Source organism: Xylanibacter brevis ATCC 19188, from assembly GCF_000621725.1.
Taxonomy (GTDB): Bacteria; Bacteroidota; Bacteroidia; order Bacteroidales; family Bacteroidaceae; genus Prevotella; species Prevotella brevis.
On the sequence record NZ_JHXM01000008.1, the window covers coordinates 65736 to 82329 of the forward strand.

At 37.2% G+C, this 16594-nt stretch carries 9 protein-coding genes; all 9 read left to right on the top strand.

The genetic code is table 11. From position 1 onward, the window contains the following. Position 1 precedes the first annotated feature (1 nt). The gene (locus T433_RS0105335) at positions 2-1942 is read left to right on the top strand and encodes a site-specific DNA-methyltransferase (protein ID WP_027455130.1); all 1941 of its coding nucleotides are present in this window, start codon (positions 2-4) and stop codon (positions 1940-1942) included. Between the two features lie 5 nt (positions 1943-1947). Further along, positions 1948-3987: a DUF262 domain-containing protein gene (locus T433_RS14735; RefSeq protein WP_044109280.1), complete on the top strand. Its 2040-nt coding sequence runs from the start codon at positions 1948-1950 to the stop codon at positions 3985-3987. A gap of 83 nt (positions 3988-4070) precedes the next feature. After that, positions 4071-5312, top strand: a complete 1242-nt coding sequence (locus T433_RS0105345) for a hypothetical protein (RefSeq protein WP_162164175.1) — start codon at positions 4071-4073, stop codon at positions 5310-5312. A gap of 2 nt (positions 5313-5314) precedes the next feature. Then, positions 5315-7288, top strand: coding sequence for a site-specific DNA-methyltransferase (locus T433_RS0105350; RefSeq protein WP_052357005.1), 1974 nt, complete (start codon positions 5315-5317; stop codon positions 7286-7288). A 3-nt stretch (positions 7289-7291) separates the two neighbouring features. Next, positions 7292-10402, top strand: coding sequence for a restriction endonuclease (locus tag T433_RS0105355; RefSeq protein ID WP_027455133.1), 3111 nt, complete (start codon positions 7292-7294; stop codon positions 10400-10402). A 2-nt stretch (positions 10403-10404) separates the two neighbouring features. Next, complete coding sequence (locus tag T433_RS0105360; protein ID WP_027455134.1) at positions 10405-11487, top strand: hypothetical protein; 1083 nt, start codon at positions 10405-10407, stop codon at positions 11485-11487. A 37-nt stretch (positions 11488-11524) separates the two neighbouring features. Beyond that, complete coding sequence (locus tag T433_RS0105365) at positions 11525-12598, top strand: AAA family ATPase (protein ID WP_027455135.1); 1074 nt, start codon at positions 11525-11527, stop codon at positions 12596-12598. A 5-nt stretch (positions 12599-12603) separates the two neighbouring features. Then, complete coding sequence (locus T433_RS15855) at positions 12604-14028, top strand: VWA-like domain-containing protein (protein WP_052357006.1); 1425 nt, start codon at positions 12604-12606, stop codon at positions 14026-14028. A gap of 6 nt (positions 14029-14034) precedes the next feature. Further along, positions 14035-16590, top strand: coding sequence for a UvrD-helicase domain-containing protein (locus T433_RS0105375; RefSeq protein ID WP_027455136.1), 2556 nt, complete (start codon positions 14035-14037; stop codon positions 16588-16590). Positions 16591-16594: the final 4 nt, after the last annotated feature.

Sequence of the window (16594 nt, forward strand, 5' to 3'; positions counted from 1 at the left end):
TATGGATAAGCTGCAATTGATTGTCAATAATGGTGTTACAGATAACATCAAGAAAATAGCATCTTTGTTTCCGAATTGTGTTACAGAAACAACAGATGCAGATGGACAAACTAAGTTTGCTGTGGACTTCGATAAACTGCGTCAGGAATTAAGCACGGAAGTTGTTGAAGGCAAGGGTGAACGATTTGAATTTGTGTGGCCAGATAAGAAAAAGGCCATACTTCTTGCCAATTCACCAATTACGGCAACTTTGCGCCCTGACCGCAATCTAAGTAAAGATTTTGATAATACTCAGAATATTTATATCGAGGGGGATAACCTTGACGTGTTGAAGTGTCTGAAAGAAACCTATCTCAAACAAGTGAAGGTTATTTATATAGATCCTCCATATAACACTGGCAAGGATTTTGTGTATCAAGACAATTACACAGAAAGTGTGTCTGAGTATATAACAAAGTCTGGAGAATATGATGACCAAGGTAATCGACTCGTACCGAATATGGAAAGTAGTGGTCGTTTCCATACCCAATGGCTCAATAATATTTATCCAAGATTAAAGATTGCCAGAGACTTGTTAAAAGAAGATGGCGTTATCTTTATATCGATAGATGACAACGAAGTTGAAAACTTAAAGAAGGTTTGTGACGAGATTTTCGGTGAAAGCAATTTCGTAGGTCAGTTGATTTTGAAGACTGCAACCGACAACAACCCATCTCAAATTAACATTGAGCATGAGTACATGTTGTGCTATGCTAAAAGTAAATATGCTCAGAAGAATTGGACAAGGCAGAGTGAGGCTGCTGGTAGAATTATTGAGCAATATAAGCAGTTGAAAAAACAGGGTGGCAGCAATGAAGAAATTCAGAAAGAACTGCGTAAATGGATTAAAGCCAATAAGGACAACCTGCCACAAGTAGCACATTACAATAATGTCGATGACAGAGGTGTTTACAGTAGTTCCAGCAATTCTTCCAACCCCCATCCTGGAGGTTATATGTTTGACATCATTCATCCCAAAACAGGTAAGGCTTGCCCAAAGCCTGCCAATGGATGGCGTTGGCCAGAGAAAACTTTTTGGGCTTACGACAAAGATGGCGATATTGAATGGGGCGTGGATGAAACAACCCAGCCTCACGTAAAGAAGCGTATCGAAACATCTGTAGAGTATCTTCGCACGTTAATCTATGAAGATAATCGCGCTACAACCATGATGTTGGCTGAACTTTTCGATGGACATAAGATTTTTGATAATCCTAAACCTGTTAACGTATTGGCAAGGATTCTTGAATTTGTCACAAGTGACGATGACATTATTCTTGATTTCTTCTCAGGAAGCGCATCAACAGCTCACGCTGTAATGCAATTAAATGCTAAAGATAATGGCAAGCGTCGTTTTATCATGGTTCAAATACCAGAGAATACCGATCCTAAGAGCGAAGCCTACAAGTGTGGCTATAAAACCCTATGTCAAATAGGAGAAGAGCGCATACGTAGGGCTGGAGAGAAGATAAAGTCAGAAACAGATGCAGATATAGACTATGGCTTCCGTGTCTTAAAATTGAGCGACAGTAATATGTTGGATGTGTACTATACTCCAGCTGAGCTGAAGCAATCAGACTTGGAATTGGTTATGGATAATGTCAAAGATGGACGTTCTCCAGAAGACTTGCTTTTCCAAGTTATGTTGGAACTTGGTGCAACTTTGGACAGCTCAATTGTCATCAAAGATATTGCAGGAAAAAAGGTATATAGCGTAGCAGACGGCTATTTGGTTGCTTGCTTTGACTATCAAGTAACAGATGACGTGGTGAAAGCCATAGCTCAAATGCAACCTCAGTATGCTGTTCTGCGTGATAGCTCACTGGCTGATGATAGTACAGCCACGAACTTTGAGCAAATCTTCAAGACTTATTCACCGTCAACTACGACAAAAATACTATAAATGATATGGCAGAGCTGCAGGTCAGTAGAAAAAACATAGCTTCACTATTGAGCATGTCCGATTCAGCAAATAAGGATAAGCTCTATGTGATACCAGAGTACCAGCGTCCGTATCGTTGGGGCGAAAATGAGTGTGATACACTTTGGACAGACATAAAAAACTTTTTCAATGAAAAGCGGAAAAGTGAGGATGCGCCAAAAGAGTATTTCATCGGCACCATTGTAACCTGTACCGACGAAGCTAACAAGAATGAAATAAACATCATCGATGGTCAGCAACGTATGACCTCATTGATGTTACTTCTCCGTGCTTTTTACTTGAAACTGGAGAAGATGAAGGAACTATGGCCTAATGATGAGGATATTGAGGGACTGATGCAACAGATTGAACCATGCATTTGGAAAGTTGATAAGATGTCGCGCAAGGTAAAGGATAGAACCTTGTTGAAGATTGATAGTCGTGTGGCTCTTGATAAAGATAACGACGACTTTAAAAATATTCTTTGTACAGGTGAGAAGCGAAATAGTAATTCCGCCTATGCAAAGAACTACACTTATTTCTTTGACCAGTGCGAAAAGTTCGCTGCAGAGAACACGATGATGTGGAAGGAGTTGTGTCTAACCATACTCAATGACTGCATTGTGTTCCCAATTGAGTGTGAAGACCTCAACTCAGCCCTGACGATTTTCAGTACGCTGAACAATCGCGGTCTGCCATTGTCCGATTCTGACATTTTTAAGGCCGAATTATATAAGAAATTGAAGACTCCAGATGAGAAGTCTGCATTTACTGATGAATGGAAAAACCTTGAAGAACTTGTCGAGGACAGTGGACTAAGTATCAATGATATGTTCCGCTTTTACATGCACGTAATCCGTGCAAGAGATAATGTCACCGACAATGAGAAAGGACTTCGCAAGTTCTATGCAGGTGATAATTATAAGTATGATGAACTTCATAAGGATAATTTTTTTGAAAATATAAAAGACTTGGCTAAGTTCTGGGTTAATACATACGACAATGTAGGGACGTTCGACGAAGATAATCTTTATTACACCAAAGAAGCAATTAAGTACATTCATTGTTTGGTGAATTTCCCTAATGATTATTGGCGCTGTGTAGTTAGCGTGTTCTATATTAAGCATCGTGGAGAAGATGATTTCAAAGAACACATGGAAAAGTTCATGCGTGGGTTGTTGTCGTACATGCTTGTTCAGTTTATTGTCAAGCCACAGGTGAATGCAATCAAGCCGCCAACTTATAAGTTCTGTATAGACATCTACCACAATGGCGATACAGTATTCCAGAACATAATGCCGATAGATTTTGCCGGCTTGATTGAACGATCATCACGCACAAGTGGCAAAGTGGTAAAAAGCGTAATACTCCTTAATTCTTATCTCTTCGATGTCCAGAGCAAGTTGCTAACTGGAAAGTTGGAGATAGAACATATCTTGCCGAAACGATGGAAGGAAGCTAACTATGCAGGTTGGACTCGTGATAGCGCAGAAGAGCATCTCGAAAGTATTGGTAATAAAATACCCTTTGAGAAGCGTCCTAACATTCGTGCTGGCAATGGATATTTTGGTGAGAAGAAACGGTACTATATTACATCACACGTAAAAGAAGTTCAAGATCTTGCAACTAATCACACTTCTGATGATTGGTTGCCAGAGGACATTGAACGTAGGCGCGATGAAGTATGCAATCGTTTAATTACATTCTTCAGTCAGAATCTTGTCAGTAGCGTAACTGAAGTGGAGCAAGAATCACAGCTTTTATTTGCAAAAAAAGGTAAGGAAAGCGTTAAACTTGATAAGGTTGTCGGTAATGGTATTACACGTTATCGTCTTGCGATAAATAGGAACATACCTAATCCAACTGCAATGCAAGCCATTTCTGGTACAATACCAGTAACGACTACCATACAGGAGTTTGCAGACATCATTCAAGCAAAGAATGCTATTGACTTTGGTTTCTTTGCCTCGTTGCAAGAAGAACAAAGCATTAGCGATGAGTTTAAGGCGATATTAGAAAACGAATAAATGTGTTCATTATGAAGTATAAATGTTTTCATATTATCATGATTTCATGTGTAGCGATGATAGTTTATGGCTGTTCATCTGTTATGAAGAAGGCCAAAGTTAATGCATCGTACAATTCAGAAAAAGGGTCTATTTCTGTGGCTTTAGAAAATATAGATTCTTGTAACTATTCGTTGAAGATAAATGAATATGTCATTGGCAATGGAACAATCAATGAAAATGGAGAGTTAAACATTTTGAATCAGATTAAAAGCAAAGTTGACATCTGTAAGGAGGTGGCGTTGCTTGCTGCCAAAAACAATAATGAATTACAAGTATCTTTAAGTCTGACAGACCTATTGGACACGACATTTATTTATCACCTTATTCCATCTGTTGTTGTGCAGGATGATAATGTACAGTTTACAGGTGTAGGTGCAATGGTCATATCTAAATCTGCAAGTAGGAATGTAGATGAAGAGTTGAAACGTTGGCTTTTCCGCAAAAATGAAGTTGTTAGTGATAGCCTATTCTCAAGTATACGAACAAATTATCTTTATTTGACAGAAACTAATAATAATGATTTTGTTGTACGTGGCGAGATACCTGTGGTACATAGCTTATCTGGGAACAAATATTCTGTATCATGCAATATGAAAGCTGATTATTATGCTGTAGTTGCGTGCGATAATCAGAAATTTATAGATAAGTTCGTAGAGAATTCAGTAGTTAAGGACTATAAGAATTTAAGTACATCAAAATCTAATATTGTTTGTGTTCCGGAAGACAATGAAAGTGGTTATTTCTGCATTGTGTTATTGGGAATAAATAAGGATTATTCTTATCAACAATTGCCTATTGCAGTAGTAGCAATGGATAATGTGGCTCCCAACAACAATTACCTACCCGGAGTCTTTGAAGGATTTAACTTTAAAAACAAAACAAAAGTACATATGCCTAAAAATGCAACGGAGATATTTGGAAATGCATCTGTTCGTGCAGCACACTGGGATGGTAATGGATTAGAATGTAATGTTACTTTTCTTGTCAATTTTGCTGGTGATGCAAAATCTGCAACAATTCATAGACGAGGGGAATTATGCTATCCAGATAAATACCTTGGTAATCATTTACCTGTGGCTAATAAAGTATTGTTTGCAAAAGACGGTTATGAACAGAGGTTTACATGGAAGATGCATTTCGACGATGGTGATAATGAAATACCAGTGACTGTTGAAGATTATCATGGTAACAAGAGAGAGTATAATGTGGTAGTTCGTGCTGAGTTTGTTAGAAGCGATGCACCACAGATTGACATAGATAATAACATTGATATATATAATTAACAATGGATATAAATAAAATGAAAATGCAGACAAGGGATGGTGTTGCTGACAACATAAGTTGGATTTCAGAGAAGTTCCCGAACTGTGTTACAGAAAAGATTGACGCTGCCACTGGTGAAGTTAAGTTGGCAGTGGATTTCGATATGCTCCGGCAAGAATTATCATCGGAAATTGTAGAAGGCAAAGATGAACGCTATCAGTTTGTATGGCCTGACAAGAAGAAAGCAATTCTTCTTGCGAATGCCCCTATAAATGCGACTCTTCGTCCTTGTGAAGAAGAGAGTGAGGACTTTGCTAATACCCAAAACCTTTATATTGAAGGTGACAACCTTGATGTATTGAAGTGCTTGAAAGAGACTTATCTCGGCAAGATTAAAATGATATATATCGATCCGCCCTATAACACAGGAAGTGATTTACTTTATAATGATTCTTTTGGGGATAGCTATGAAGACTATATAGAGTTTTCTGGTCAATATGATGAACTAGGTAATCGCTTAGTTCCTAATTTAGAGAGTAACGGCAGGTTTCATACATCATGGCTTAATATGATTTATCCGAGACTTCGAGTCTCTAGAGATTTATTAAAAGATGATGGTGTGATTTTTATTTCAATAGGTGAGGGCGAAATAGAAAACATAACAAAATGTGCTGATGAAGTCTTTGGTGAATCAAATAGAATAGGCATCGTCCCTCGAGTAATGAAAAGTGGAGGTGGAAAAGGTTTTTTCTTTTCACCTAACATTGATTACATTATCATATATGCAAAAAATATAAATAGTGTAACATCTTTCAGAGAACCCATATCTGAAGATATTATCAACCGCTTATATACTTCTATTGAAACTACAGGGGATAGAAAAGGTGAAAGATATAGACCATTTGGGCTGTATCAATCATCATTGGATTCCCGCCCCAATCAAAGATATTATATTGAAGCACCAGATGGCTCTCTGATAATTCCACCAGGCAATGCAATGCCAGAAGAGAATAAGGATGGCGCATTTGTAATTCCAAAATCTAATGAAGATAAGGTTTGGAGATGGTCTCGAGAAAGGTATCTTGAAGAGAAAGCCAAAGGAAATATTGAGTTCAAAAAATCCGATGGTGTATTGATAGATAGTAATGGAAAGCCTGCAAAGTGGAACGTATATACGAAAATATGGCTTTCAGACAGGCAAGAAGAGGGAATGACACCTGTAAACTTTATAACTAAATATGAGAATAGACATAGTGCTAAAGAACTCAAAGAACTTGACATTCCTTTTGATTTTGCAAAGCCTGTTGGATTAATAGCCTTTTTAATGCAGCTATTGTCGTTTAATAAAGAAGAAATCATTCTAGATTACTTTTCTGGCTCTGCAACGACAGCTCATGCTGTTATGCAATTGAATGCCCAAGACAACGGCAAGCGTCGGTTTATCATGGTACAACTTCCGGAGGAAACAGATAAAAAGAGCGAGGCTTATAAAGCTGGCTATAAGAACATCTGCGAAATTGGCAAGGAACGTATACGCCGTGCAGGTAAGAAAATAAAATCAGAAAGTCCATTGACAACTCAAGATCTAGATGTTGGCTTCCGTGTCCTAAAACTTGACAGCACTAACATGGAAGATGTCTATTACGCACCTGCTGAGGTAAAACAGGAACAACTTAACTTGTTTGCCGATAATGTCAAGCCAGATAGAACAGGAGAAGACTTGCTTTTCCAGAGTATGCTTGACTTAGGTGCAACACTCGATAGTAAGATTGAGAAAATTGAGGTTAACGGCAAGGTTGTTTATAATGTTGCTGAAGGCTATCTTGTTGCTTGCTTCGACAAAGAGGTTTCTGATGACGTGGTGAAAGCCATAGCTCAGATGCAGCCTCAGTATGCAGTTTTGCGCGATAGCTCGCTGGCTGATGACAGTACTGCCACGAACTTTGAGCAAATCTTCAAGACATTCAGTCCTACCACAACCTGTAAAATTTTGTAAGTTATGAAGCTGAAATTCAAAGAACAACAATATCAGTTAGATGCCGTAGAAAATACTATTCGTGTTTTCAACGGACAGCCCAATCATGGATTGGCAGAATATGTCATTGACAAAGGAAAGTCTTATATAGTTCAGAACGGCAAGAAGATTCTCGTTCCTCATCTTGACTTCGATGCCGCAGGATTTAAGAACAGTGACATTGTTCTTACAAGAGAAGAGATTCTTGATAATATTCATAAGGTACAAACTGACAGCAATATTAAGTTGTCTAATGACTTGGTGGACAAACTTGGTCATTGTCAGCTCGACATAGAAATGGAAACAGGTACAGGTAAAACCTATGTTTACACTCGTACTATTTTTGAGCTCAACCAGCATTATGGCTGGTCGAAGTTCATCATCGTTGTGCCAAGTATAGCTATTCGAGAAGGAGTAAATCAAAGTCTAGAATTTACTGAAAATCACTTCATGGAGATTTACAGTAAGAAGATACGCCATTTCATCTATGACAGTAATAACCTCAGCGTTATCGATACAGAGTTCTCTCAGTCAAATGATATTTGCGTTATGATTATAAACACGCAAGCCTTTGCAACTATACGAGAAGGTGCAAACAACAAGGCTGCACGTATTATCAATGACCGTAGAGAGGAGTTCGGGTATCGTAAGCCTATCGATGTGATTGCAGCCAATCGTCCTATAGTCATACTAGACGAGCCACAGAAAATGGGTGGTGCTGCTACACAAGCATCATTGGCTCGTTTCAATCCACTTTTCACTCTTAACTATTCCGCTACTCACAAAGAAGCTCATAATCCAGTTTATGTGCTCGATGCTCTCGATGCTTACAACAAAAAATTGGTAAAGAAGATAGAGGTTATAGGTTTTGAACTGAAAAACCTGCATGGCACAGATAAATATGTATATCTGGAGGACATTATTCTATCTCATACAGAGGCACCTAAAGCTCGTTTGGGATTTGAATATCAGGCCAAGTCTGGAAAGATAAGCCGTATCTTCAAGAAACTTGGTGAGGGTGATAGTTTGTACTATGAAAGTAATGAGCTGGAGCAATATAAAGATTTCACTATTAGCGACATCCATGTTGACCAGAACAATGCTGCATATAGCTTCGTAGAGTTCTCTAATGGAAGAAAACTTTACGTCAAGGACATCATTGGAGATGTGACAGCAGAGCATAAAGCACGAATACAGATACGTGAGACGATTAAGGCGCACTTTAGAAAAGAAAGTTCATTGTTCCATAAGAATATAAAGACTTTGTCTCTCTTCTTCTTGGATGAAGTGGCTAATTACCGTCAATACAATGATGAAGGTGAACAAATCCTAGGACGCTATGGCGAGATATTTGAGGAGGAATATATAAATGCCCTAAATGAGGCGCAAGATATGTTCGATCCTGAATATATGGATTACCTTCGTGGTATTGATGTGAAAGATACTCATACAGGTTATTTCAGTATAGATAAGAAGAATAGAGCTATTAACAGTGAAGTTAAGCGTGGCTCTGATATTAGTGATGATATTTCAGCATACGATCTTATCTTGAAGAACAAGGAAGCACTTCTGGATATTAAACGTCCTGAGCGTTTTATATTCTCACACTCTGCACTTCGCGAAGGTTGGGATAATCCTAATGTCTTCCAGATATGTGCATTGCGTCAGAGCAATAGTGTGTCACAGAAACGTCAAGAAGTTGGTCGTGGTCTTCGTATTTGCGTCAATACAAGTGGAGAACGAATGGATTCAGAGTTTCTTGGTGATGAAGTCCACAATATCAATAAATTGACAGTTATTGCGTCTGAAGGATATGCATCATTTGTAAGTGACCTGCAAAGCAAAATCAAGGAAGACCTTTATGATCGTCCACCAAAAGCCGACATCGATCTGTTCAAAGATACCTTCCTATTCACTGAAGCCGGAGAAAAAGTACAAATCACTCAGGCTGATGCTCAGGAGATTATCGTACAGTTGCGTATGAATGGTTATATAACAAAGAAAGGTGAGGTTACAGACAAGTTCCGTGAGGACTTAAAGGCAGGAACTCTTCCTTTGTTTGAAGACAACCTGGCTCCTGTTTCAAAAGCTATTTATACTCGTGTTCAGACAATCTTTGATGATACTGTCATTGAGAAGATGATTGATAATGGTGGCAAACCGCAAACTCCAGAAAATAAATTGAATGATAACATTCATATTAAGGAGTTTAAGGAATTGTGGAAACGCATCAATCATAAATATGCTTATACATGTGAGTTTAGTTCTGAAGAGCTGATTCAAAACTGTGTGGCAGCAATTGAAAAAGAACTCCATGTGTCTCAATTGTCTTATACTACCACTAGGGGTACACAGAAAAATACTTTAAGAAAGGTTGACTTCACTGGTGGGGATATAATGGATAAAGGAAAGTCTGATACTGAGGTATTGACAACAGCGATAGTTTCTAATGTTCGATATGACCTTATCGGTAAAATTGCTTCTGGGGCAACATTGACTCGTAAGACCGTTACTGAAATCCTCATGAAGATTAGTCCTATTAAGTTCAATATGTATAAGGCTAATCCCGAAGAATTTATCTCTAAGGTAACTCAGATAATTAGAGAGCAGAAATCTTCGATTATTGTTGAGCACATAGAGTATAATCAAATTGAAGGTTCGTACGACATGGATATTTTCACAGCTGAAAAGCATACTTCAATGGATAAGGCTTTCAAGGCTAAGAAGAGTATCATGGACTATGTGTTCACAGATGGAAATGCCAAAGAGAGTGTAGAACGCAAGTTCGTTGATAAATTGGAAGAAGCCAATGAAGTAGTCGTATATGCAAAACTTCCGAAAGGATTCCATATTCCGACACCTATGGGCAACTATTCTCCAGACTGGGCTATTGCTTTCCAGGAGGGTAAAGTTAAACATGTCTATTTCGTTGCGGAGACGAAAGGAAGCATGTCTTCTTTACAGTTGCGCGATATAGAAAAGAATAAAATCAAGTGCGCTGAAAAGCTCTATGAAAAGCTTGCTCGTGAGGATGTTAAATTCTCATTCGGAAAGGTTGATAGTTTTGATTCACTCTTAATAAAAGCAAACGAATAAGTATGTTTACAAACTTCAGAAAAGAAACATCGGAAAGAAGTGATACAACGAATTGGGCTAAACAATGCCTAATTCGTAACACTCCTTACCATTACGAAGGTATAGAAGGATGTAATGAGAACAACAATAATGTTGTTACTCATTTGTTGGAACGTGCAAGAGTAAACTATGATAGAAGGAATGATATGCCTATCGCAGATGTTCTTTCTGAAATAGTAAAACTTGAAACTGTACCAGTTCTAATTCGCAAGATCAACTTTGCTAAAGCTTTTGGTCTTAATCTATCTTATGTGTTATATTGTGACGAAACTCAGGGAGTTTGGTTATATGAATTTAATTCAATTGATTCCTTGATATTAGTCCAGTATTTCAGCTCATATAAGGATTTCTCTAATTGGATAGCTTCTATCAAAGGATGGAAGTCAAGTAAACCTTTTAGAGAAATTGACGATTTACCTCTTTTTGATAAAATTTTAAGAAAAGAGGGATGTGCTTGGCCTACAAATATAGACTGTTTTGTTTCGGATGAAAACAATAAGCCAATAGCTGTCTTGGAATTTCAAAATGCCAATACTATATCTGTAAAGGAACATTGTAATAACGAGTATTTTCTTTGTAAACAAACCTATACTAATAAATGGGGATATATTGCATATCATGATGATATTAGACGTTGGGTTTCACAAGAAATACTAAGAGTACAATCTGGATTAAGACTTTTTGTAATTACCTGGGAAGTTGGTAGCGAGGATTTTGTTCTTAAAGAAGTTGAAAAAATTACGTTCCCTCTACTTCCATATAGTAATAATTGGACACTTCATGGTCAGTATCAGGCTGATATGCATGCGTTTTCTATTAATAAAACAAAAGAGAATGCATTGAAAATAGCTCAGAAATATAATACATATAATTTGGAATATGAAGCTCCACAAATGAAAACTGTAGTAAATAATCCACCTCTTAATGGAAAGAACAAAACTTTTCCATATATTTATTACAGCTACAAATGGAAGATTATGAGTGACGGAATGGAGTTGCCAAGATTGTTTAAGAATCTTATTGAACTTGACGATGTGGTTGTATAGTTCTGCAATATGTTTATTGACTTAAAAAATTATAATTATGAATGTTAAGATTGATATTCAAGACTTGAAATATATGCTGGATAACACGCCAGCAAGTCAAAACATAATGCTTACTGGTCGGCATGGTATAGGTAAATCTGAAATATTGACAAACTATTTTGCAAAAAAGGGGATGAAGGTGGTTGCTTTATTCCTCGGACAAATGAGTGATCCAGGAGACCTTATTGGCCTACCAGACAAATCTGGCGAGAAAACAGTCTTTCGCCCTCCTTATTGGTTTCCTCTTGACGGGAAACCTATTGTCCTGTTCCTAGACGAATTAAATCGTGCCAGACCTGAAGTCTTACAAACTATTATGGACTTAGCGTTGAATCGTAAACTTGCGGGGCGGGATTTACCAGAAGGAAGCCGTGTAATTGCAGCCGTTAACGAGGGAGAGGAATACCAACTCACAGATCTCGATCCTGCATTGGTTTCTCGTTTTAATGTATTTAGATTCGAGCCTTCAGTCCAAGAGTGGATTTTGTGGGCCAAAAAGAATGACCTTGACCCTCGCGTCATTGGATTTATATCGGAAAATGCACAATGGCTCGACAAAGATCCAAATGCAGAAGAAGGTGCTGATACAGGTTTGGATAAAACGCCTGATAGACGTGCCTGGAAACGTGTATCAGATGTAATTAAGCCTATACCTAAGCTGGAGAGTCGCGACATTAAACTTATTTCAAGTATCATAGGAGTAAAAGCGACGAATCTCTTTGTAACGAAGATGGCACAAATCAAGCAAGTCGATATTAAAGATTTACTGAAAGATTTTTCTAAATACGGTCCACAGCTTGTTACTTTCAAGCCACATGACTTTGTTGTTATCAATGAGGATATTTTCCAATATCTGGAAGCCAACACCTTCTCTGATAGTGATTCTAAGACTATTGCAAAGAATATAATTGATTATATCGATTTCTTGGAAGTGCAGAAAAAGAGGGAAACCTTTGCAAGTTTTGCCAATATGTTTATACAAGACATATACAAAAATGGTCAAAAGTTTATTTTCCAATATTGTCCATCAATCGCACAAAAGTTGTTCATGTACACCTCTCAAATTAAATAAGTATCTTGGATAATAGAATTCAACATATTATAGAGCGATGGTATTTATCTGAGCCGGCTTTGTTTCAGATATTTGGCACCCACAATCTCGAAAAGAATGAGAAAATATCATGTCCTTTTCGTTGTGGGAAAGGTGTTATTGAGTATTCTCCGAAATTAGTAGAAGAACTAAATGATGAATCTCTAGAACTCTACTTGAAGGCAGAAGTCATAAGAATATTACTTAAACACCCATACGACAGACAGCCCGATTTATGTAAGCGTGAATCCATGAGTACGGGAAGCAATCTCGTGCTCTCAGACAATTACGATTTCACAAAAATCAATTTGCCAAAACCTTCTGACTATAATCTTGAATCAGAGCAAAGTTACGAATGGTACACTTTTCGTGTTGAAGCGTTTTCATTAACAAAAGACAAGGGTAATATACAAAACGAGATTAGTCATAATGAAAATGGTGAGGGCAAAAATGAAAATCAGAAAAATGATGAACCACTTGCCAAGGATAGCAAGGCTGACAATTTAGGCGACTCAAAAGATGGAGGACTGTCCCCAAGCGATGATAATAATGGGCTGTCATCAAATTTTGAGTTGCAACTTCCAGATGGAACTATTATAAAACTGCCAAACAAAAATAAAGGTGAAACCAATTCGCAGTCTCGTGGTAATTTAGATAATAATAACAATAGTAGTACTGATTATCCTGTAGAGAACAGAGAATTCCCAAGTTCACAAGATGAGATGAACAAACAAGACTTATCAGCATTGTGGGAAGAAGACAGCTTGATGTCAAGCCAGATTGATATAGAAATTGATAAGATTCAGCAATCAAATTCGTGGGGAAGCCTTGCAGGTAATATCTCAGAACAAATTATTGCGAATACTAAAGCTCGTATTGATTATCGAAAGGTTCTCTCTGGGTTTAGGGCTTCTATTTTGTCTTCGAAAAGACATCTCACAAGGATGCGTCCCAACAGACGTTCTGGCTTTGATAACATGGGGTCAATTCGGAGATTTAATACAAAACTATTAGTCGCAGTTGATGTAAGTGGATCAATCGATAAAGTCTCTCTTAGTCACTTTTATTCTATAATCATGCGTGCTTTCAAATACGGCATAGAATACATTGACGTGGTTCAATTTGACATGAAATTATCTGAGCCACAATCATTGGAAGTCGCTCAACAGAAAATCAAAAACTTTACCATAACAGGTAGAGGAGGAACAAGCTTCCAACCTGCATTTGATTATGCTGCAGAACATCCTGAATATGATGGTCTTATTATTTTTACCGACGGTTTGGCACCAGAACCGCGTAAACCAAAAAAACTTAAAGCAAAAGTTGCATGGGTGCTAAATGATGAAAAGAACTATCAGAAAAGCAAAGAATGGATGAAGAAAACAGGAAGATGTTGTACACTAAAACTATAACATAACATGAAAGAATATATTTATGATCCAGACCAAGAGAAAATCGTAGATTTCTTTGGTGACCAGGCACTCGTATTGGCTGCTCCTGGTTGTGGAAAAACTGATGTTTTAAGTCGAAGGATAGTAAAAGCGCATCGAGATTACGCAGTGGACTATTCCGAAATGTTGTGTATTACCTTTACAAATAGAGCCTCTCGTGAAATGAAGGAACGTATAAAAGAAACGTTAGGAGATATTCCTTCTGATTTGTATGTTGGTAATCTTCATAGGTTTTGTATACATTTTTTGTTTGACAATGAACTTGTTCCACTTGACACCAGTCTAATTGATGATACCGATCAACAAGACATTATTACAGAATTGCTCGGATATACGCCAAAGGCTTATGAGATTTCACAGGCTTTGGATAATTCATGCAAGATATTTGAGGAAGAAAATCATTTTCCTGTAGAGATGCGTCTTCATGCAAATGCGGATTACAGAGGTTCCTCTACTGGAAGACAATACTATGAATATAAGAAAGAGAATGGCATGATCGATTTCGATGATGTTCTAATGCTAACATATAAGATAATGTCATCACCTGATTATGACCGAAGTAAATACATAATGTCTTCTTATTCATGGATTCAGGTTGATGAAGTTCAAGACCTAAACCCATTACAGTTCGCCTTGATAGAGTTCCTGAAAACTAGTAACCCTACCGTTCTATATCTTGGAGATGAACGTCAGGCTATTTATGGTTTCTTGGGGGCAGATGAAAAAAGTATCGCCAAATTAAAGCAGAGATATAGTAATAACATTTTTCGTCTTTCTAAAAATTTTCGTTCTCCTTTATATCTTTTAGATATGCTGAATGATTATGCAGTGAGTCATTTAGGTATTTCATCAGAAAATCTTCCAACAACAATTAACACGCAGCATCTTGATGATGCCTTAATAGTTGTCCCTTGTTCATATGAGGAAGAACAATATAGCGTTCTAGCTACCTTGGCAAGAGATATATACTTTAAGGCTCCAAATGAAAGTGTTGGAATTTTGGTTCGCAACAACAATCAAGCCGAAGCATTGTCTGCAAAATTGGATGAACATAACATATCGCACTTGACCATAACCAAGAAAGATATGTTCAAAATGGTAGATTTTAAAACCATTTATAGCCATCTGTCTGTTGTTGTAAATGATACACGATATTCTGAATGGGCAAGAGTCTTGTACCAGACAAAAGTCATTGAAAAACTTGGTGATGCAAGAAAATGTATACGAAAAATGAGGGATTTAAGTCTTTCTCCGACAGACTTGTTATTCTATTCAGAAAGTTCCTACTCATATGAATTCTGTCAATCCTACAATAATAAAGAGATTGTAATATTTGACACAGAAACTACAGGACTTAATGTATTTGAAGATGATATTATTCAGATAGCTGCAATCAAAATTCGTAACGGAGCTGTTGTTGAAGGTTCTGAATTAGATATTATTATTGAAACGAATAAAGAAATTCCTCCTTATCTAAAGAAAGACTTTGTCAATCCCATGGTAGAGGAATATAAACGCCGCAAATCTGGTTTAAGAAATAATTCCTTTGAATATTTTATGGATGCTCAGAGAGCATTTGATTATTTCATCAACTATGTTGGTGATGCAGAGTTGTTGGGGCACAATGTTAATTACGATATTCATATATTAGAAAACAATATAAGAAGAAGGACTAACTTAGACTTCGTATGTCCTGTTTATTGGGACACATTGAAATTGTCAAGACTTCTTGATTCAACTTTACGCAAACATACTCTTGAAGAGCTTCTTAAGGTTTATAATCTACCAGGGACTAACTCTCACAATGCGATGGATGATATTCTGGCTACAAAATCATTAGCTAAGTATTGCGAAGAAAAGTTAGCCCTAAAGCTTAATGCTCAGTTGACATTCTTATCAAATCCAGTCCTTCAGAAGATTCAGAATAGGATGCAAAAGAATTATTATCCAATATACAAACATACACTGGATAAGTTATATGACATGGAAATTTCAGAAGAGAACACTTTTAATTATGAGTTCGACTATCTGTATCGTACATTGCTGGAAAAAAAATATATAAAAGAGATTCGCATGTTCGAGTACATGAAAAAACTCTTTGATAAAGTTGTCATTGACCACGAAAAAGATTTGTATTTTAACCAGCAACTCGTTAATCATATTTATGAATTTAGAACATTCAATGAAGCCGATCTCTATCAGAATGACATCATAAATGAGCATGTTCATATAATGACCATTCATAAATCAAAGGGACTTGAATTTGAAAATGTTCTTATTCATAATGTTACAGAAGGAGTAATACCTCATTATCGGTCTTCTAATCCTATCGAAGATGCCCGTGTTCTATATGTCGCAATGTCAAGAGCAAAGAAGAGGGTTTGGATGACTTATGAAAGAACCCTTTCAAGATTCATAACAGCTTCGACAGTTTACTCTCATTTTGAGCCAATGCTCGAAGGCAAGAAGGATAAACTGTTAAAGTTTGAGGAAAGTTTTGTTCAGTTCTCTAAACAAAATTAGAGTT